The sequence below is a fragment of the Streptomyces canus genome (assembly GCF_001514145.1).
Taxonomy (GTDB): Bacteria; Actinomycetota; Actinomycetes; order Streptomycetales; family Streptomycetaceae; genus Streptomyces; species Streptomyces canus.
Genome location: NZ_KQ948657.1, coordinates 19,822 through 39,506, shown reverse-complemented (window position 1 = coordinate 39,506; position 19,685 = coordinate 19,822). Strand labels below are relative to the sequence as shown.

The 19,685-nt window shown below is 71.1% G+C and carries 19 protein-coding genes; 7 read left to right on the top strand and 12 right to left on the bottom strand.

Annotated elements, in window-relative coordinates:
• Positions 1–130 precede the first annotated feature (130 nt).
• Positions 131–625 (top strand): MarR family winged helix-turn-helix transcriptional regulator, encoded by a 495-nt coding sequence (locus AQJ46_RS05005; protein WP_059204470.1) that lies wholly within the window; start codon positions 131–133, stop codon positions 623–625.
• A 710-nt stretch (positions 626–1,335) separates the two neighbouring features.
• Here the strand turns inward: AQJ46_RS05005 and AQJ46_RS05000 are convergent.
• Entirely contained in the window at positions 1,336–2,124 is a 789-nt protein-coding gene (locus AQJ46_RS05000) for a protein phosphatase 2C domain-containing protein (protein ID WP_059204469.1), read from the bottom strand.
• A 372-nt stretch (positions 2,125–2,496) separates the two neighbouring features.
• On the opposite strand from AQJ46_RS05000, the gene AQJ46_RS04995 reads away from it, so the two are divergent.
• The 5 genes from AQJ46_RS04995 to AQJ46_RS04975 are packed head-to-tail and all read left to right on the top strand — an operon-like array spanning position 2,497 to position 7,997.
• A complete protein-coding gene (locus AQJ46_RS04995; protein WP_059204468.1) occupies positions 2,497–5,181 on the top strand; it encodes a sensor histidine kinase in 2,685 nt (894 codons plus the stop codon).
• A complete protein-coding gene (locus AQJ46_RS04990; protein WP_057612155.1) occupies positions 5,178–5,681 on the top strand; it encodes a roadblock/LC7 domain-containing protein in 504 nt (167 codons plus the stop codon). The genes AQJ46_RS04995 and AQJ46_RS04990 overlap by 4 nt, the downstream gene beginning before the upstream one ends.
• On the top strand, positions 5,678–6,091 hold the full coding sequence (locus AQJ46_RS04985) for a DUF742 domain-containing protein (protein ID WP_059204467.1): 414 nt from the start codon (positions 5,678–5,680) through the stop codon (positions 6,089–6,091). Before AQJ46_RS04990 ends, AQJ46_RS04985 begins: the two co-directional genes overlap by 4 nt.
• The gene (locus AQJ46_RS04980; RefSeq protein WP_057612153.1) at positions 6,072–6,728 is read left to right on the top strand and encodes a GTP-binding protein; all 657 of its coding nucleotides are present in this window, start codon (positions 6,072–6,074) and stop codon (positions 6,726–6,728) included. Before AQJ46_RS04985 ends, AQJ46_RS04980 begins: the two co-directional genes overlap by 20 nt.
• A 15-nt stretch (positions 6,729–6,743) precedes the next feature.
• On the top strand, positions 6,744–7,997 hold the full coding sequence (locus AQJ46_RS04975; protein WP_059204466.1) for a styrene monooxygenase/indole monooxygenase family protein: 1,254 nt from the start codon (positions 6,744–6,746) through the stop codon (positions 7,995–7,997).
• Here AQJ46_RS04975 and AQJ46_RS04970 read toward each other — a convergent pair.
• From AQJ46_RS04970 to AQJ46_RS04955, 4 genes are all read right to left on the bottom strand, one after another.
• A complete protein-coding gene (locus AQJ46_RS04970; protein WP_079072129.1) occupies positions 7,970–9,076 on the bottom strand; it encodes a C40 family peptidase in 1,107 nt (368 codons plus the stop codon). The two genes, AQJ46_RS04975 and AQJ46_RS04970, sit on opposite strands and share 28 nt — an antisense overlap.
• Positions 9,077–9,177: 101 nt before the next feature.
• Positions 9,178–9,507 (bottom strand): hypothetical protein, encoded by a 330-nt coding sequence (locus AQJ46_RS04965; protein WP_208616885.1) that lies wholly within the window; start codon positions 9,505–9,507, stop codon positions 9,178–9,180.
• Entirely contained in the window at positions 9,500–10,147 is a 648-nt protein-coding gene (locus AQJ46_RS04960) for a TetR/AcrR family transcriptional regulator (protein ID WP_059204463.1), read from the bottom strand. Before AQJ46_RS04960 ends, AQJ46_RS04965 begins: the two co-directional genes overlap by 8 nt.
• A gap of 74 nt (positions 10,148–10,221) precedes the next feature.
• Positions 10,222–11,160 (bottom strand): AurF N-oxygenase family protein, encoded by a 939-nt coding sequence (locus tag AQJ46_RS04955; RefSeq protein ID WP_057612148.1) that lies wholly within the window; start codon positions 11,158–11,160, stop codon positions 10,222–10,224.
• Between the two features lie 90 nt (positions 11,161–11,250).
• On the opposite strand from AQJ46_RS04955, the gene AQJ46_RS04950 reads away from it, so the two are divergent.
• Positions 11,251–12,357 carry a ferritin-like domain-containing protein gene (locus AQJ46_RS04950; protein WP_059204462.1) on the top strand — a complete coding sequence of 369 codons (1,107 nt, stop codon included), beginning with the start codon at positions 11,251–11,253 and terminating at the stop codon, positions 12,355–12,357.
• Positions 12,358–12,379: 22 nt separating this feature from the next.
• Here AQJ46_RS04950 and AQJ46_RS04945 read toward each other — a convergent pair whose 3' ends face one another.
• The 7 genes from AQJ46_RS04945 to AQJ46_RS04915 form a co-directional block, all read right to left on the bottom strand.
• Complete coding sequence (locus AQJ46_RS04945) at positions 12,380–13,600, bottom strand: outer membrane protein assembly factor BamB family protein (RefSeq protein WP_059204461.1); 1,221 nt, start codon at positions 13,598–13,600, stop codon at positions 12,380–12,382.
• A gap of 52 nt (positions 13,601–13,652) precedes the next feature.
• A complete protein-coding gene (locus tag AQJ46_RS04940) occupies positions 13,653–14,162 on the bottom strand; it encodes a DUF3291 domain-containing protein (RefSeq protein WP_059204460.1) in 510 nt (169 codons plus the stop codon).
• A gap of 45 nt (positions 14,163–14,207) precedes the next feature.
• Positions 14,208–15,671 carry a penicillin-binding transpeptidase domain-containing protein gene (locus tag AQJ46_RS04935; protein ID WP_059204459.1) on the bottom strand — a complete coding sequence of 488 codons (1,464 nt, stop codon included), beginning with the start codon at positions 15,669–15,671 and terminating at the stop codon, positions 14,208–14,210.
• A 17-nt stretch (positions 15,672–15,688) separates the two neighbouring features.
• On the bottom strand, positions 15,689–17,050 hold the full coding sequence (locus tag AQJ46_RS04930; protein ID WP_059204458.1) for an FtsW/RodA/SpoVE family cell cycle protein: 1,362 nt from the start codon (positions 17,048–17,050) through the stop codon (positions 15,689–15,691).
• 50 nt (positions 17,051–17,100) lie between these two features.
• The gene (locus AQJ46_RS04925) at positions 17,101–17,592 is read right to left on the bottom strand and encodes an SH3 domain-containing protein (protein ID WP_059204457.1); all 492 of its coding nucleotides are present in this window, start codon (positions 17,590–17,592) and stop codon (positions 17,101–17,103) included.
• A gap of 107 nt (positions 17,593–17,699) precedes the next feature.
• Positions 17,700–18,935 carry a sensor histidine kinase gene (locus tag AQJ46_RS04920; RefSeq protein ID WP_059204456.1) on the bottom strand — a complete coding sequence of 412 codons (1,236 nt, stop codon included), beginning with the start codon at positions 18,933–18,935 and terminating at the stop codon, positions 17,700–17,702.
• Positions 18,932–19,663 carry a hypothetical protein gene (locus AQJ46_RS04915; protein ID WP_059204455.1) on the bottom strand — a complete coding sequence of 244 codons (732 nt, stop codon included), beginning with the start codon at positions 19,661–19,663 and terminating at the stop codon, positions 18,932–18,934. The genes AQJ46_RS04920 and AQJ46_RS04915 overlap by 4 nt, the downstream gene beginning before the upstream one ends.
• Between the last annotated feature and the right edge of the window lie 22 nt (positions 19,664–19,685).

Here is a 19,685-nt window from a genome sequence, read left to right as displayed (position 1 = left end):
CGACGACGAGGGTGGGAAGCGGGACCGGCGGCTGCCGTTGGTCCAGCCCTGCGAAATACTTACGGAGCCGCGGTGATGGCGCAATTTGGCGGAAACCTTTACGACCGGGACATTCAAGGCAGGGGCTGACGTGCACGAAGACGGAAACGGTGGCGGGAGCCGGGGCGGGGCCGACGTGGCGCCGAGCGGTGTGGACCAGCCCGGATTCCTCGCGCTGGAACGTGAGTTGACCGTCCTGCTGCGCCGCGCCCGGGCCAACCAGGGCGAGATGGCCCGCGAGGTCCACCCCGACCTGGAGTCGGCGGCCTACGGCCTGCTCGTCCGTCTGGATGAATGCGGCCGCCAGCGCGCTACCGAACTGGCCGCCTACATCGGCGTCGGCAAGGCCACGATGTCCCGCCAGCTGCGCGCCCTGGATGACCTGGGCCTCGTCGCCCGCGCCCCCGACCCGGCGGACGGCCGGGCCTGGCTCGTCGATCTCACACAGGAGGGCCGCTCCCGGGTGCAGAGGGTCCGCGACGCGCGCCGGGCCCGGTACGCGGGCCGGCTGGCGCACTGGGACCCGGACGAGGTCACCGAACTGGCGAGGCTGCTGCACCAGCTGAACCGGGGCATGGAGAAGTAGGCCAGACGCCGGTCGTGTCGTCGCAGGTCGGAGTGATCGAGGGCGCGGTCGTCGGCCGTGCGCCGGGTTGCCAGGCCGAGCTGGTCGTGTCGTGGTGGGTCGGCCGCCGGTCGGGCCGTCCCGGTCGCTGGGTGGTCGAGGGTGCGGTCGTGGGGGGACGGCTGTGCGGGGTGCTTGGCGACGTCGGCCGGAAACCGGCTGTCCGGACGATCGCCCGGTTGGTAGGCCGAGCTGGTGGTTTCGTCGCGGGGCCGCCCTCGGTCGGGTCACTCCCGGGAACCCGCTGGTCGAGGGCACAGTCGACGGCGGACCGCCGCGTCGTGTGCTCGACGGCGTCGACCGGGAACCGGCCGTCCGGGCGATCGCCCGGTTGGCGGTGAGGGTGGCGGTCCGGGCGGGGCGGGTGGTGTCGGGGTCTCGGTGCGGGTGGCCGCGGCGGTGCGGTGGCGGGGATGGTGCCGGCGCGGCATGGCGTCCTCAGAGGCCTGGTCGGCGCTGGGGTCGGGCGGCCCGGGCCCGAGGTCGAAGGCCGGCGTGCCGCCGTGATCCGGACGCGGGCAGGACCCGGTGGGTCGCCAGGAGCGGCAGCTCATGGCCGCGGGCATAGGCGGCAGGGGGCCGTCCCACCTCCATGGCCGGCCCGGCGACGCCCCGGGAGACCGGCTCGCGGACCTGTCGACGCGTCGGCCGGCACGGCAGGCCCCCGCCCCTCAGAGCTCCGCGTACACCACCGTCGCGTCGTCGTGGATCTTGCCCCGGCGCAGATACGTCCGGGCCTCCGCGTCCGCCCGCTCCAGCTCCCGGACGCGGTCCACCAGCGCCTGCGCCCCCTCCTTGCGGACGAAGGTGAGGCACTCCCCCCAGCCGCCCTCGTGGAACTTCTCCACCCACCGGGTCGCCCCGTCGGTCAGGGCCACCAGAGTGCGTACCGCCGATCGTGGCAGCACCCCCGTCACCGCGCGCCCCGCCACCGACGGATCGGCCGCCGCCGTGAAGAAGCCGCCCTCCTTGTTGCGGAGGTTGGCGTCGACAAGGGCGTCCGTCGCCAGGGAGGTGCGGGGGAGACGGGAGAGACGGTCGTCCACCACGGCCGTGACCGTGCCGTCGGTTGCCTCCACGAGCAGCGCCGAGTCCGACAGGACCAGGTACTCGACCGTCTCCGGAGACCATCGCGCCATCACCACCGTCGCCTGCGGCGTCCGTGGGTGAGAAAGGTCACAACCTTCACCATGTGAATCAGCTGTGCGCGCGATGGCCCGGGACAGCACCTCGGCCGGTGGAACATCCATGAGTGAAACGGCCAGTTCGGTCAGCGCCCCGCCGAGACGGGCCGTGAACCAGGGGACGGAATGCAGACAGCCCGTCGGGCCGTCGGGCGGGGTGACCCCGTCGAGGGCGATCAGCACACCGCCCCGTCCGGAAGCGGGCAGAGCGACGCTCGCGAAGTCCTCGTTGGGACGGCTGACAACACCGGGTTCCGAGACAAGTTCCGTACGCATTCGGCCAGTCTGCACGAGCCCTTCACATGCTTCGCCAAAGAGCGCCAACGGTCGCGGAATTGACGCAGTCGCGCAGGTCAGACGCCAGGTTTGGGCTGGAATGGTTCACTCCGGGCAGGCGTAGCGGCGAATACTGCCATCGGTCTTCGCCGGCGTCCAACCGGCCTGCCGTACAGGGCCCGTGCGCGTGCCGCAGGAACTTGCCCGCCAACTCACCTACGCGGTTCACTCCTTCGGGTGGCGGCTCAGGCGATGCGCGGCCACCGCCCACCGGCGCTGGGAGGGTCGGGAACCGTACCCCGGTGTGCACAACAGTTGACGGAGCGTCACTCCGGGCCAATGGTTATCACGAGTTCAGGAATGCGAGCAGCGGTGCAGAAGACGCGGCCTCGTCGCACAGGCAAGCAGACGGCCTCCGGCACAGGCGCGGAGCGCACACCCGCCACGCCCGGCGCCCCCGAGACCCCCGTCGGCAAGGGCCGCCCCACCCACGTCCGCACCCGGCTGATCCTCGCCGTCGCCGTCGTGGCCGCCGCCGTCGCCGGAGCCGGCGCCCCCTCCCTCGTGACCGCCTCCGGGGAACTCAACGACTCCCAGGACCTGGTGACGTTCGCCGAGCAGACCCAGGACGCCCTCGACCTCGCCCACTCGCTCGCCGACGAACGCGACGAGGTCACCTCCTACGTCGCGGCCGGCCGCCCCAGGTCGAAGGCGCCCGGCGAGCAGTCGAGCGCCCGCGTCGACCGCCAGGTCGAGGAACTGCGCGCCGACACCGACCTGTCCACGAACCTGCGCGGCGACCTCGACGACATCGCCGCCGTACGACGCTCCGCGCTCACCGGCAAGAGCACTGCCCTCGAGACGCACAGCGCCTACTCCGCCGCCATCACCGAACTGCACCGGCTCGCCGAGGAACTGGCCGAGAGGATGCCGTCCCGCGCCGGCTCCGGCGCCTACTCCCTCGCCGAGCTGGACTCCGCCGTACAGCAGGCCGCCGCCACCCGCGGCCTGCTGCTCGCGGCGCTCAGCGTGCCGACGACGACCCAGAGCGTCTACGACCCGATCACCGGCCTGACGAGCACCAAGAAGGTCTCCTCGAAGGCCGACGCCGCACAGCGCGACGCGCTCAGCGCCGCCGCCCAGCAGGCCCGGCTGCGCTCCGACGCGGCCCTCGCCGACTTCCAGGACTCCGCGCCCGCCGCCGCCAAGGCGAGCTACGACTCCACGGTCACCGGTCCCGAGGTCAACTCCGCCGACAAGTACCTCGCCGCCCTGACCGACCAGCCCACCCTCTCCGGCGGCGAACTCGGCACCAGCGCCGGCAAGCTCGACGCGGCGCTCTCCGCCCGCGTCGACCTCATGCGCGGCGCCGAGTCCGCGCTCTTCGACCGCCGGGTCAAGGAGCTCGCCCAGCTGCGCGACGACGACGTCACCGCGCTGGAGCTGCGCGTCGCGATCCTCGGCGCCCTGATGCTGCTGGCCGTCGGCATCGCCACCGCGATGGCCCGCACCCTCACCCGCCCCCTCTCCGTGCTCCGCCGCGGTTCCGCCCGGCTCGCCGGGGCCGAGGACCCCACCACCGAGGAAGCGGTCACCTTCACCGGCCGCAACGACGAGTTCGCCCAGGTCGTCCGCTCCGTCAACGCCCTGCACGCGCACGCCGTCGCGCTCGCCGAGCGGATCACCACCCTGGAGTCCGACCGCAAGCACCTGGTCGGCCAACGCCAGAAGATGGCGGACGCGCGCGAGCAGCTCAAAGGTGAACTCGCCGAGTCCGCTGCCCAGTTGGAGCGGCTGCGCACCACCATCGGCGCCACCTTCGTCAACCTCGCGCTGCGTACCCTCGGCCTCGTCGAGCGGCAGCTCGCCGTCATCGAGAGCCTGGAGGAGCGCGAACAGGACCCGGACCGCCTGGCGACCCTCTTCAAGCTCGACCACTTCGCCACGGTCATGCGCCGCCACAGCGAGAACCTCCTCGTCCTGGCCGGCACGGAACACGTGCAGCAGAGCGCCGGACCCGTCCCGCTCGTCGACGTCGTCCGCGCCGCGGTCAGCGAGATCGAGCGCTACGACCGCGTCCGCATCGCCGCCCTCCCGCCGCACGCCCACGTGGCGGGCTTCGCCGCGGACGACCTCTCCCATCTGCTGGCCGAACTGATGGAGAACGCCACCTCGTTCTCCCCGCCCGACCTGCCCGTCGAGGTCTCCGGCTGGCTCCTGGAGAGCGGCGAGGTCATGCTCTCCGTCCAGGACGAGGGCATCGGCATGACCGGCGAGCGGATGACCGCCCTCAACTCCCGCCTCGCCGAGTTCGATCCCGAGGCCGCGTACGAGTCGTACGACGAGGGCGACGAGGGACTCGGCCTGGGTCTGTACGTCGTGGCCAGGCTCGCCCACCGGCACGGCGTCCGGGTGCAGCTGCGCGAGCAGAAGCAGGGCGGGGTGGCCGCGGTGGTGGTCCTCCCCAAGCCCCTGCTCACCGCCGCGCCCACGTCCGCCGTACCGGCCTCCGGCACCGGCCCGGTCACCGGCGCGACCCACTCCTTCTCCCTCCCCGGCGCCGACGCGGAGGTCAACTCCAACGTCCTGAGCGGCCGTTCGCAGGGCGATCCCCTGGTGGACCTGGCCGAGCAGGCCGTACGCCACGCGGAGGCGGAGTCCCCCGCCGAGACCACGATGGAACTCCTGGCCCCTGTACCGGCACAGGGGGAGCCGGACCCCGTAGCGGAGGAGCCGCCGGCACCCACGGCCGCCGAGACCGAAGCCGCCACGGAACACACCCGCGCCGACGAGGAGCCCGTCACCGACAAGGGCCTCCCCAAGCGCACCCCCAAGATCACCGCACCCACCACCCCGGTGCCCCGCCAACGGAACAGCTCCGTGGACGCCGACGCCCTCCGCCGCAGGCTGGGCGGCTTCCGCCGGGGGGCGGAGGCCGGCTACCGCGACGTGGAAGCGGAGATCCAGGAACAGACCGGCGAGAGCAGACTGCCGGCAACGCACAGCACCGCATCCGAAGAAGCCACGGGGGGCACAGCCGAGGAGGCAAGCAGTTGACCGCGCCCAGTACCTTCGGACTGAGTCGTGAAGCACGCAATCTCCACTTCCTGCTGACCAACCTCGTCGAGGAGGTCCCCGGCGTCCAGTCCGTCGCCGTGGTCTCCTCCGACGGACTGCTCCTGCTCTCCTCCGACGCCGAGCGGAACGCGGCGGCCCGCGAGGCCCGCGAGGAGAAACCCTCCGGCCCGCGCGGCTCGTCCGCCGACCTCGCGACCGTCGTCTCCGGCATCGGCAGCCTCACCCTCGGCGCCGCGAAGCTCATGGACTTCGGCGCGACCAAGCACACCATGATCGCGATGGACGACGGCAGCCTGTTCGTGATGTCGATCAGCGACGGTTCGCTGCTCGGTGTGCACGGCTCCGCCGACTGCGACATGAGCGTGGTGGCCTACCACATGGCGCTGTTCGTCGGCCGCGCCGGACACGTCCTGACCCCCGAACTCCGCAGCGAGCTGCGCCAGTCGCTGGAGAACGACGCGACAGGGAGCGCCCGATGACGAACAGGCCCGGGCTCCCGGTCCGCGGCGGTGACCGCAAGGCCGCCCGGGTACGGCCGTACTCGCTCACCGGCGGCCGTACCCGCTTCGGCCACGTCCTCCTCGTGGAGACGTTCGTGGCCAGCACAGCGGCCCTCGAAGCCCCCGAGGAGCGCAAGGAGCTCACCAACGGCTCGCTGAGGTCGGTCATGCCGGAGCTGCGGGCCATCGTCGAACTGTGCCGCCGGATGCGCACGGTGGCCGAGATCGCCGCGCTGCTGAAGATGCCGCTCGGCGTGGTCCGCGTGCTCCTCAGCGACCTCGCGGACCAGGGAAAGATCCGTGTGTACGGCACCGGGACCGGTCACGGTACGGGCCGTCCCGACCGCGCTCTGCTGGAAAGGGTGCTCAGTGGACTCCGTCGTCTCTGACGCCGCCGCCTCCTCCGGGTACGGCGTCACCCCGTTCGTCGATGTCGAGACCGACGACAACCTCAAGTCCTGGCAGACGGACCGCACGCGGGCCCCCATCGCCACGAAGATAGTCGTGGCCGGCGGCTTCGGCGTCGGCAAGACCACCCTGGTCGGCACCGTCTCGGAGATCGAGCCCCTCCAGACGGAGGCGCTGATGACCGAGGCCAGCGAGCAGGTCGACGACCTCACCGGCACCCCGGAGAAGGTCTCCACCACCGTGGCCATGGACTACGGCCGCATCACGCTCGACGACGACCTGGTCCTGTACCTCTTCGGCACGCCGGGCCAGGAGCGCTTCTGGTTCATGTGGGACGACCTGGTGCGGGGCGCGATCGGCGCGGTGGTCCTCGCGGACACCAGGCGGTTGAAGGACTGCTTTCCGGCGCTGGACTACTTCGACGGCTGTGGGATGCCCTACGTCGTCGCGGTCAACCACTTCGACGGCAGTGATCGCTTCGAACCGGAGGATGTGCGAGAGGCGTTGACGATCCCCGCCCACATACCTGTCATGATCATGGACGCCCGGCGGAAGATATCGGTGATCGAAACGCTCCTGTCCCTCGTCGGCCACGCGCTGGACGTCACCCCCGAGTAGGAGAACAGCACCCGCATGCGGAAGATACTCGTCGTCGGAGCCGGCCAGTCCGGACTCCAGCTCGCCCTCGGCCTCCAGTCCCACGGATACGAGGTCACCCTGATGTCCAACCGGACGGCGGACGAGATCCGCTCCGGCCGGGTCATGTCGACGCAGTGCATGTTCCACACGGCACTCCAGCACGAGCGTGATCTCCAGCTGAACTTCTGGGAGTCCCAGGCCCCGAAGATCGAAGGGCTCGGCGTCTCGGTGGCGGCTCCCGGCTCGTTCGACCCGGGGCCCTCGCAGCGCGCGATCGACTGGCTGGGCAGGCTCGACGGGTACGCGCAGTCGGTCGACCAGCGGGTCAAGATGGCCGGCTGGATGGAGACCTTCGCACAGCGCGGCGGCCAGCTCGTCATCCACGGCGCGGCGGTCGGCGACCTCGACTACTTCTCCCGTACGTACGACCTCGTGCTGGTCTCGGCCGGCAAGGGCGAGCTGGTCTCCATGTTCGCGAGGGACCCGGAGCGCTCCCCGTACACCGAGCCGCAGCGCGCGCTCGCCGTGTCCTACGTCCACGGCCTGGGCCCGCGCCCTGAGCACCCGGAGACCGAGGCCGTCCGCTGCAACCTCGTCCCCGGCGTCGGTGAACTCTTCGTCATGCCGACGCTCACGACCTCCGGGCGCGCCGACATCCTCTTCTGGGAGGGCATACCCGGCGGCCCGCTCGACGTCTTCAACGGCGTGAAGGACCCGGCGGAACATCTCTCCCTGACCCTGGAACTCATGGAGAAGTTCCTGCCGTGGGAGTACGCGCGCGCCACGAACGTCGAACTCACGGACGCCGGTGGCACGCTGGCCGGCCGCTACGCGCCCACCGTGCGCAATCCGATAGGCCGCCTGCCCGGTGGGGGACTGGTTCTGGGCGTGGCCGACGTCGTCGTCGCCAACGACCCGATCACCGGGCAGGGCTCCAACTCCGCGTCCAAGTGCGCGGCTTCCTATCTCGCGTCGATTCTCGACCAGGGGGAGAAGGAGTTCGACGAGGAGTGGATGCGGGCGACGTTCGAGCGGTACTGGGCCACCGCCCAGCACGTCACCAAGTGGACGAACGCGATGCTCGCTCCGCCGCCGGAGCACATCCTGAATCTGATCGGCGCGGCCGGGCAGTTGCCGCCGGTGGCGGACCGGTTCGCCAACGGCTTCGACGACCCGGCCGACTTCGAGAACTTCTTCTACGATCCGGAGAAGACGGGGGCCTACCTGGCTTCCGTGACGGGCGGCTGATCGTCGCCCTTGCGGGTGCGGGCCGTCTGTGGCCGGTCGCGTCTGTCCGGACGTACGGCTCCGAGGAGCGGGTGGGCCGCGATCGGGGAGACCTTGATCCGCTCGCCGGTTCTCGGAGCCTCGATGACCTGTCCCCTGCCCATGTACATCGCCACGTGGGTCGCCTTGGGAAAGTAGATCACCAGGTCACCGGGGCGCAGGTCCTTCAACGGGATCCTCGGGAGCCGCGCCCACTGCTCCTGGCTGGTCCTCGGGATCGGAGTGCCGGCGTGCGCCCAGGCCTCCGACGTCAGGCCCGAGCAGTCGTACGTCCTCGGGCCCTCCGCGCCCCACTCGTACGGCTTCCCCAGCTGCCGTCGGGCGTACCGCAGGGCCGTCTCGCCCCTCCGGGTGGGCTTGCCGTCCTCCACGCCGAGGGCGCCGGAGGTCGTCAGCTCCTCCTGCGCCTTCTCGACCCCCTTCTCCTCGAACTCGGCCAGCCTGGTGAGCTGTTCGGCGGTGAGGGAGGCGAGGAGTTCCTCCACGTCGGCGAGCTTCGCCTGTACGTCGTCCCGTTCCCGCTTCTGCCGGGCGGCGAGCGTGAGCTGGTCGTCGAGCGCGCTGCGCGCCCTGCGGGCGAGTTCGCCGGCACGGTGCTCGGTGCCGGTCAGGCGGCCCACCGTCACGGCCCGCTCGCGCGCCAACTGGCCGATGACATGGCCCTGGTCGAGAGCGTGCTGGGGATCGCGGGCGAGCAGAAGGCGGACGTACGGCGAGAAATTGGTGGTGTTCTGGTACTGCTGCCGGGCCAGCCGTCCCGCGGCGCCCCGGCTGTCGTGCAGGGAGAGGCGGGCCTTGGAGAGTTGCGTATCGAGGCGGGTGACCTCCGCGCGCTTGTCCTTCAGCTTCTCCTCGGTGGCGTTGTAGGTCTCGGTGGCCTCCTCGGCCTCCCGGTACAGCCGCTGAAGGTCCGTCACCAGATCGGCGACGGAACGCTCGCGCGGCTCCGGCGCCGGGACAGCCGCCGCGGGCAACGGCGCGAGGACGGTGCCGACCGCCACCGCCGCCGTACACACCAGACGCAGAAGCCTTCCTGACACGTCATCACCTCCTGTGCGGAGCAGCCCCTCTGTTCCGCACGGTGAGCATCAGGCGGTGTCGGTGTCCTCGCGCGCCGGGTGGGCGGTTCGGCGCAACGTCGTCACCCTTCGGTGTCAGCCGGTCCGTCGTTCGGACTGTCGTTCGACCTGTCGGGCTTGGACCAGGGCCACTTCAGCCTGCCCACCCCCTTTTCACCTTCGGCGGCGTACTCGTACTTCCACCCCTTCTGGATCCCCATCCTGGAGTGGCCCCTGGGCACCAGTCGGTAGACCAGCACGGCGGGCGGTCCGCCGGCCGCGTCGGGGACGGGGATGCGGTACGTCTTCGGCGGCCGGCCCGTGGGACCCAGCAGCACGGGCAGCACCCGGCCGTCCATGGGGCCGCCCTCGAAGGGGGTGTCTTCGCTCTTCACGGCACCAGTGTCAGCCATCCGCCGCGAGGGCCGTGACCAGCGCGGCAGTCTGCGGGTCGCGGTTCGCGGTCACGGAGAGCACGGCGACGAACTGCTCGACCAGCCAGTCGCGCAGCTCCTCGACCGGGGGCTGCTTGCCCTCGTCCAGCCAGATCAGCGATGCCGCCTCCACCGCGGTGATCCACATCCGCACGGTCATGCGCAGCCGCAGACCGGGTTCGGTGACGCCGAGGTGGCTGAGGATGTGCTCGGCGGCGGCCCGTCGTACGCCGTCGACGATGGCGGTGGTCCGGGACGTCTCGACCACGCTGCCGCCCTGGAGGAGCGCGCTGAAACCGGCGTCGTGCTCGTCGACGAAGGCGAGGTAGCGGTCGAGGGCGCGGGAGAGGCGGATGAGCAGGGGCCCCTCACGGGGTTCGTCGAAGCACTGCTCCAGCTCATCGGCGGCGGAGCGGAGGGCGGCCTCGTAGAGCTGCTGCTTGCCGCCCGGGAAGTACCGGTAGACGAGGGGGCGGGAGACTCCGGCCGCTTCCGCCACGTCGTCGAGGGAGATGTCCTCGGGCGCGCGGTGCGCGAAGAGGGTGAGGGCGGCTTCGAGAAGCTGGCTGCGTCGCTCCTCGACGCTGAGGCGACGATAGGCGGGCGCGGCAGGGGTCATGCCTCGAAGGGTAGTCGGCCGTCCGCGGGTACGTCGTGGCTGGTCGTGCAGTTCCCACCGGCCCGCAGCCTGCATCAGGCCAGTAGTCCCGATGACCTCCACAGCCGTCGCCCCACACCCCGCAGTACGCCGATGTCGTCCAGGAAGTCGGTCAACCGCCGAGCCCCCGTCTGCATGACCTCCCGCCGATGACCGCTCGCCTTCACCTGCGCCAACGCCTCCCGCTGGTCAAGGCCCACATTCGTGTACACCTCCGGATTCACGAAGGCCACGGAGAACACCCGGGCGAACTCCCCGGACGTCACCCGGGTGAACTCCTGCGACCACCGCGGAGCGGAGACCATCTGCCGCCGCAGCTCCTCCCGGGCGTAGCGCACGTGGCGCGCCTCCTCCACCACATGGATCCGCGTCACCCCGCGGATCAGCGGCTGCACCCGCTCGTCCGGGAAGGTCAGCCGCTGCATCCAGTCGAGGATCTCCTCACCCAGCAGCGTCGCCGTGAAGGATCCCGGTGTCGTGGAGATCGTCTTGAACAGCCGGCCCAGCTGCTGATGGCCCCGGCTCACCGGGTACCAGGGCGTCCCGCCCCGCGAGATCAGCCGCGCGAACATCTTGGAGTGCCGGCACTCGTCCTCGATCTCGGTGAGCGCGTACCGCACATGCGCACTCGTCGCCGCCTTGTCGTAGATGTGCCGGCACAGCAGCTGCATGAGGATGATCTCGAACCAGATCCCCAGCGAGGCCAGCGCCGCGGCCTCGTGCTGCGAGAGCAGGATCCGCTGTTCCTCGCTCATCCGCCGCCACATCGGGGTGTCGTACAGCGAGACCAGCTCCGGCGGCCAGAACCACTTGCCCTCCTCGAAGGGCGCGTCCCAGTCCAGTTCCTCGTCCGGGTCGAAGGAGTGCTTCCTGGAGGAGTCGAGCAGCCGCTCGGCGACCTGCTCCCGGTCCTTGAGCAGACCGAGCGCGTCACGCAGCCCTTCGAGCGCGTCGACTTCTGTCAGACTCGTCATGGCTCTTATGAGACTGCTTGTCAGCAAGCTCGTCAATCCCTCGCGCACGACTTGTTGACCCGGCGTCTACAAAGGGGCAGCCTGCGGAGCATGCCGACTTTCGACCTGTACACCACGGACCCCGGGGACCCTCACTGGCAGGTACCGGCGACGGGTGCGGCCCGCTTCGCCTGGGAGTACGACGACGGGCGCGACCGCCTGCTGGCCCTCTACCAGAAGGGCAAGGACAAGCAGTGGGACGGGCAGAAGCGCATCGACTGGAGCCTCGAGGTCGACCCGTACGACCCGCTCGGCACCCCCGACGAGTCCATCTCCGTCTACGGCACCAAGTACTGGGCGAAGTTCACCGACCAGGACAAGGGCGAGCTCCGCAAGCACCTCGCCTCCTGGCAGTTCAGCCAGTTCCTGCACGGCGAGCAGGGCGCGATGGTGTGCGCCGCGCGGATCGTGGAGTCCGTCCCCGACCTCGACGCCAAGCTCTACTCGGCGACCCAGGTGATGGACGAGGCGCGGCACGCGGAGATCTACGGCCGCTTCCTGCACGAGAAGATCGGGATGCTGTACCCGATCAACGACAACCTCCAGTCCCTGCTGGGCGACACCCTCAGGGACTCGCGCTGGGACATGCCCTACCTCGGCATGCAGGTCCTCATCGAGGGCCTCGCGCTGGCCGCCTTCGGCATGATCCGCGACACCACCGACAAGCCCCTCCCGAAGCAGATCCTCGCGTACGTCATGCAGGACGAGGCCCGGCACGTGGCCTTCGGCCGTATGGCGCTGCGCGACTACTACAAGCAGCTCTCCGACGCCGAGCTCCGCGAACGCGAGGAGTTCGTCATCGAGGGCTGCTACCTGATGCGTGACCGCCTGCGCGGAGTCGAGGTCCTGGAGAACTTCGGCATCCCGAAGGCGGAGGCCGAGGAGTACGCCGAACGGTCCGAATTCCTCGCCCTCTTCCGTCAGTTGCTCTTCTCCCGGATCGTGCCCTGCGTCAAGGACATCGGCCTGTGGGGCAAACGCCTCCAGCAGGCCTACGTGGACATGGGTGTGTTCGAGATGGGCAACTCCAACCTCGATCTCCTCATGGCCCAGGACGAGGAGATCGCCGAGAAACTCGACGCGGAGCGCTTCGCGGCCGAGGAGCGGGAGCGGGTCGCGGAGGTGCGGGAGACGATCGAGCAGGGGGCGCGCGAGTGAGGCGAGGCGGGCGGCCCGCCGGTCAGCGCCAGTCGTAGGCCTTGACCGGCGGGGCGAGCGGCGCGCTCCGCTTGCTCACCCAGAGCAGCCGCTCGCCCTGCAGGTGCATCGCGTACGGCTCGTCCTGCGTCACCCGCAGCCTGCGCCGCGCCACTTCACGGCCGTCGGCGGGGTCGAGGACCCGCACCTTGCACCGCCACTCGACGTGATCCTCGACCTCGTGCTCGTAGTGCCGCAGGGTGACGACATGGCCCCGGTGGAAGGCCAGCGCGCCGATGCCCCAGCCGCTCTCCCATGTCCACAGGTGCCGTCCGGTCGACAGCGAGAAACCGGCGAGGCGGCTCAGGTGCTCGTAGGGGGGCGAGTCGACGAAGGTCACCAGCGTGTCCCCGGCCCAGCCCGTCCAGCGCTGCCCGTGGTCGAGCCGCCAGGGCGCGTGCGGCACGATCTCGGCGCCGTCGTCGGCCGACCCGAACTCGGCGACGGTGTTCCCGTCCGCGTCCAGCCTCAGCAGGCAGTTCGCACCGCGCCGGCCCTCGCCCTCCACGGCGAGCAGCAGCGGGTCGGCGCAGACCAGACGCACGTGGGCGACGGGGCCGTCGACGGCCGGCGACCTCTTCCAGCGCACCCGGCCGTCGGCGACGGAGACCGCCCTGACGGTGGCGGTCCCCTCGTGTCGCGTGACCACGACGAGCCGCTCTCCCGCGGCCCCGATCCGCACGTCCTGGTCACGGCCGTGCTGCATGACCCACGCCTGGCGGCCGGTACGGACGTCCAGGGCGGCGACCGCCGTTCCGGTGGCGACCATGGCCCGGGTCCCGGACAGGGCGACGGTGCCGGGTCTGAGCCGGGAGTCGTGGTGCCACAGCTCGTCGAGGGCCCGCGGGACCGTCCACAGCGCCTCGCCGGACGTCAGGTCGAGGGCGGTGACACCGGCCTGCTTCTGCCCGTTGTGGACGTCCGGCCAGTGCGCCAGCAGACCGACGCCGTCGACCACCTCGTCGGACATGGCCGCCAGCACGTCACGGCCGGGCACGTGCCAGGTCCAGCGCTCCCTGCCGGTACCGACCTCGAAGGCCCGCAACCGGTCGAAGGCGGCCCTGACGACGAGCCCCTCATGGAGCAGGCTCCCCAGCGCCTCGCTCTCGGCCCGACCGGTGTGCTGGGCCTCCCACACCGGCTTCAGCTTCCGCCACCGCCGCTTGGGTAGCCACACCGACTCCGGTGCCCTGTCCTCGTACACACGTCCCCCACCCCAGAAGAACCGATGCCGAGGGAAGCGTACGGGGCGTGATCTAGGCCGGGCAGCCCAGATCGTCCGGGATCTCCAGAGCCGTGACCGGCTCCGCCCCCTGTGCCGGGAACGGCGTCCGCAGCGTGAACGCGTACGGCGTGGGTCCGTTCGTGCGCAGGTGCAGCAGGCGGGACTCCGCCTCGGCGACCGTGGGGCGATGGCCGGCCGGGACCCACCACAGGGCCACCATCGCCTCCTGGACCCGCTCGAAGAACTCCCTGCGGCGGGCGAGCATCTCGCGGTGCCGGCCCTGGTACATGTACGCCGTCAGCGCGTTGGTGTCCCGCCACACCGACATGTTGATGATCAGCCACTCGTCGCCGAAGACGGCGATGTCCGTCGCGTCGCCGGACTCGTCCTCCAGTCGCCAGACGAAACCGTCGGCGTTGTCGGCGTCGGCGTTCACGGGATCGAGGTTGTCGACGAAGGCCTTCAACTGCGGGGAGTCCAGCGGGGCTTTGAGGCGGCCGATGTTCACCTGGGCGAGTTGGTACGCGTTGGCTTCAGTCATGTACCGAACGTTAGGTCGGTAGCCCGGCGGGACTCAACCCCCGTCTCAATACCTGGAGTTGAGCACCGCCTCCATCACCGCCCGTGCGATCGGCGCCGCCACCCCGCCCCCGGTGATGTCCCCCCGGACGGCCGACGCGTCCTCCACCACCACGGCCACCGCGACCTTCGGCTCCATGTCCCGCTCGCCCTGCGCCCACGACACGAACCAGGCGTACGGCGTCCCGGCGTTGCCGATGCCGTGCTGGGCGGTGCCGGTCTTGCCGCCGACGACGGCGCCGGGGATGGCGGCGTTGGTGCCGGTGCCCTCCGTGACCACCTGGGCCATGAGCTCCTTCAGCCGTGCGGCCGTCGCCGGGTACATCGCCTGCCGTACCGGGCGCGAGCCCGCCGTCGCCACCGTGTCACCGTCGTCCGTCGTGGTCCGCTCCACCAGATAGGGCGTGCGGATCTGCCCGCCGTTGGCGACCGCCGCCGAGACCGTCGCCATCTGGAGCGGGGTCGCGCGGGTGTTGTACTGGCCGATCGACGACAGGGCCAGCTGAGCCTTGTCGACGGTCGGGTCGAAGGTGCTGCGGGCCACCGAGAAGGGGATCCGCAGCGAGTGGTCGTTGAAGCCGAAGGCGCGTGCGGTGGCCGTCATATGACGCACCCCCACCTTCACCCCGAGCTTCGCGAACACCGTGTTGCACGACCACCGGAAGGCCTCCCGCAGGGACAGGTCCTCGCAGCCCTCGGACTCGTTGGTGAGGGAGGTGGTGGTGCCGGGCAGGGTGTACGGCTCCGGCGAGTCGGTCGGCGCGTCCACGTCCTTGATGACACCCGCGTCCAGCGCGGCCGCCGCGGTGACCACCTTGAACGTGGAACCCGGCGGATAGGTCTGCCGTACCGCCCGGTTGAGCATGGGCTTGTCCACGTCCCCGTTGAGCCGGGCCCAGGCCCGGCCCACCCGCGGGTCGTTCCCGGACAGCGCCGCGGGGTCGTACGAAGGGGAGGACGCCAGCGCGAGCACGCGGCCCGTCGCCGGCTCCACCGCCGCCACCGCGCCCTTGCGCCCGCCGAGTCCGCGGAAGGCCGCCTTCTGCGCGGCCCTGTTGAGCGTGGTGACGACGTTCCCGCCCGGATTGCGGCTGCGCGTGAAGTCGTTCCACAGTGGGAACGGCGTCAGCAGCGGGTCCGAGCCGGAGAGGACCGAGTCCTCGGTGTGCTCCAGGAAGGACGTGCCGTACTCCTGCGAGGCGAAGCCGGTCACCGGCGCGTACAACGGCCCGTCCGTGTACGTCCGTTCGTAGCGCAGCTGCTCCCCGGTGTCCCGGGATCCGGTGACCGGCCGGCCGCCGACCAGGATGTCGCCGCGCTCCCGGCCGTAACGGGCGATGGTCTCGCGGCGGTTGGCGGGGTTCTCGCCGTGGGCGCGGGCCTGGACGACCTGGACGCGGGCGGCGTTGACGAGGAGCGCCAGCAGCAGCAGGGTGCAGAAGCAGGCGGCGTGCCGGATGTAACGGGCCATGCCGGGGCCTCGCGTCGTCACGGGGTCTCCTTTCCGTCGTACTGGTCGCGGGCCGAGTCGCTCACCCGGATCAGCAGAGCGACGATCGCCCAGTTGGTGACGACCGACGAGCCGCCCTGCGCGAGGAACGGCATCGCCATGCCGGTGAGCGGGATCAGTCCGCCGACCCCGCCCGCGATCACGAACACCTGGAGCGCCACGATCGAGGCGAGTCCGATCGCCAGCAGCCGCCCGAACGGGTCGCGCAGGGCGAGGCCCGCCCGGTAGCCGCGCTCCACCAGCAGGGCGTACAGCAGGAAGATCGCGGCGAGGCCCGCCAGGCCCAGCTCCTCGCCGGCGGTCGCCAGGATGAAGTCCGACTTCGCGGCGAAGCCGATCAGGATGGAGTGCCCGAGCCCGAGCCCGGTGCCGAGGACCCCGCCCGCCGCGAAGGCGAACAGGGACTGCGCGAGCTGGTTCGGCCCCAGACCCGCCTCGATCGACGCGAAGGGGTCCAGCCAGTCCTGCACCCTGATGTGCACGTGCGGCTCCAGCCAGCCCACCGCGAAGGCGCCGACGGCGGCCAGCAACAGCCCCAGCGCGATCCAGCCGGTGAGTCCGGTGGCGACGTACAGCAGAACGACGAACAGTCCGAAGAACAGCAGCGAGGTGCCGAGGTCCCGCTCCAGGACCAGGACCCCGACGCTGATCAGCCAGATGGTGAGCAGCGGGCCCAGCACCCGCCCGGTGGGCAGCTGAAGCCCCCACAGCCGCCGCCCCGAGAACGCCAGCGCGTTCCGGTTGGTCGCGAGATACGCGGCGAAGAACACCGCCAGCAGCACCTTGGCGAACTCGCCGGGCTGGATGGAGAACCCGGCGATCCGGATCCAGATGCGGGCGCCGTTCACGGAGGGGAAGAGGATCGGGAGGGTCAGCAGGACCAGTGCGGCGGCGACACAGACGTAGGCGTACCGCTGGAGCACTCGGTGGTCGCGCAGCATCAGCACGACCACGATGAACAGGGTCACCCCGACCGTGGACCACACGAGCTGGGTGGGGGCCGCGCGGTCCCCGGGTGTCTCCAGGTCGAGCCGGTAGATCAGGACGAGGCCCAGGCCGTTGAGCAGTACGCCGATCGGCAGCAGGAGCGGATCGGCGTACGGAGCCCTCAGGCGCACCGCTCCGTGGGCGATGAGCGCGAGCACGCCGAGCCCGGCGCCGTAACCGGCGGCGCCGGGCGGGACGGAGCCGTTCTTGGCGAGGCCGACAGCGCAGTAGCCGTACACCGACAGCAGGACGGCGAGGACGATGAGGGCCAGTTCGATGCCACGGCGCCGGGGCAGGCGTACCGAGGGAGCGGAGGTCTCCGCGGGGGCCACGGTGGTTCCGGCCTTGGTCATGTCCGGAACTTACCCAAATCGGACGTGATGTCTCCTGGCGTGCGGGGAAGTCAGCACCAGCGTGGCGCCGTTCCGATGGTCCGGATGTAACGGGCAGGGCCCCAGGCCCAGGTGCCGTCCGTGAGGAGGTACCACTGGCGGTTGCCCTGGACGCTCTGGCCGTTGGTCTTGCAGAAGATCGAGACGACCTCGCCCCGGTCGGCCCACCGGATGATCTGGCCACCCCGGTTCGGCGCACTGCGCAGCGCCAGCGAACTGGCCGTCACGATGCCTCTGGACAGGCGGGGGTTGTGGCCCTGGCCCTGGCCCTGGCCCTGGTTCTGGCCCTGGCCCTGATTCTGGCCCTGGCCCTGATTCTGGCCCTGATTCTGGCCCTGGCCTTGGCCTTGCGGCTGGTCCTGGGGCTGGTCCTGGGTCTGGTTTTGCCCCCAGTCGTCGCGCGGGTCGTCCGGGTCGTCACCGGCGACGGCGGGCGTGGCGAGGGCGGTGACGGCGAGGGTACCGGCGGCCACGGCTATGGAGAGACGGGAGCGCAGGGACATGGGGGACCTCCGTGATGGGGGTGCAAACCTGACTATTCGCCACGTTAGGAGCCCCGTACACGGGTCGCCTTTCACACTGAGCCATAGGAGAACCGACCCAGGACCGTCTACCGCAGGAACAACGTCGCGACCGCCCCGCCGTTCACCGCGTTGGAGAACGACAGCCGCGCTCCCAGGACCTCCGCCTGCCCCACCGCGATGGTCAACCCCAGGCCGTGCCCCTTCGCCCCGCCCTCGGTACGGAACCGCTGAGGCCCGTGCTCGATGAGATACGACGGAAACCCGCCCCCGTGGTCCCTGACGGTCACCACCGGCCCGTCCACCGTCAGGGACACCGGTCCCCTGCCGTGCCGATGCGCGTTGGCCACCAGATTGCCCAACACCCGCTCCAGCCGCCGCCGATCCGTCTCCACGGCAAGGTCCCGCACGACGACGACCTCGGTATCGGTACCGGACGCACGGACCACCCGCTCGGCCAACGCCCCCAAGGGCTCGGTATCCAGCTCCACCGTCTCCCGCCCGGTGTCCAGCCGGGAGATCTCCAGCAGATCCTCCGTCAGGGTCCGCAGTGCCCCGACCCGATCCCGCACGAGTTCCGTGGGCCGCCCCGGCGGCAACAGCTCGGCGGCCGCGTGCAGCCCGGTCAGAGGCGTTCGCAGCTCATGCGCGACATCCGCCGTGAACCGCTGCTCACTCAGCAGCTTCCCCTGCAGGGACACCGCCATGGAGTCCAGCGCGGCGGCCACCGCGGCCACCTCGTCCTGCGGCCGCGACGGATCCTTCGTACGGGGATCGCCGACCCGCGCGTCGAGGTCGCCCGCGCTGATCCGCCGGGCCACCCGAGCGGTCGTGTGCAGCCGCGTCGTCACCCTGGTGACCGCGAACGCGCCCACCAGCAGCGTCGCCGTGATCGCCAGCGCCGACGACCACAGGATCGCCCGGTCCAGCCCCGCGATCGTCCGCGCGCCCTGCGAGTAGTCGACCTCCACGGCCAGCGCCCGGTCCCCGTCCACCGGACCCGCCGCCCACATCACGGGACGCCCGCGGTGCACGCCGACCATCGTGCCGCGGTCCCCGGCGACCGCCAGTGCCCGCAGCGAGCCCGGCAGGTCCGGCGGATCCACGCCGGCGTCCCACATCAGCGTGTCCCCGGCCTCGTACGCCTCGGTCGCGTCCTTCAGCCGGCTCAGCGCCAGCTCACGGGCCTCGCCGACGGTCTGGTTCGTCACCGAGACATGCACGAGGATTCCGAGCAGCGCGGCGAGGGCGCAGCACATCACGGTGATGAAGACGGCGGCCTTCACGGCCAGCGTGCCGGACCAGCGGGGCAGCGCGAGTCTCATCGCGAGCTCGCGGACGGGCCGGGCGCCGGGCTCTGCGCATCCCCGAGGGAACGGCTGCCGGTGCGCAGCATCTCGTCGTGGGTGAGGAGCATCGACTTCTGCTGGGGGTCCCAGGTCCACTGGAGCCGGTACTCGTATCCGGCCACCTCGGACGGCGAACGGATGATCACGGACCGCCCGGCCAGCTCGACCCCGCTGACCGCGTCCTCCCAGTGCATGACCCGCACGAGTCGGTGCTTCTCGACGGTGTAGACGCGTACGGCGGTGACATTGCCGGGCAGCTGCCGAAAGCCCAGCGTCAGGTCCTTGCGCCCGTCACCGGTCAGGTCGCGGTAGTACGGCTGGAGGACCGGACACCTCTTACCGGCCACCCCCTGCTTCCCGCAGTCCGCCATCCGGCGGGCCGTCTCGACGTAGCCTCCGGCGGCGTAGCTGCTGGGGTCCTTCTTGATCTCCGTGCGCACGAGCGCGACCGGGTCCACCTCGCGGATGTCGTCGCCCGGCACGGAGACGCCCGCCACGACCTGCGAGTCCACCTCGCCGATCTCGAACGCCGGGCTGGAGGCGGGCGTCAGCTGCGGCCACAGCCGGTCGGGGCTGATCGCGGTCGGCGTCGAGCCCGCCCCCACCAGGTCGCCCGCGTCACCGCAGCCCGACGCGGCCGCGAGCAGCAGGGCGACGGCGGCGACGGCGCGGGTCGTACGGGGTGCGCGGCGGGCGGGTGGCACTGTGCTCCTGGAGTCGGGGCCG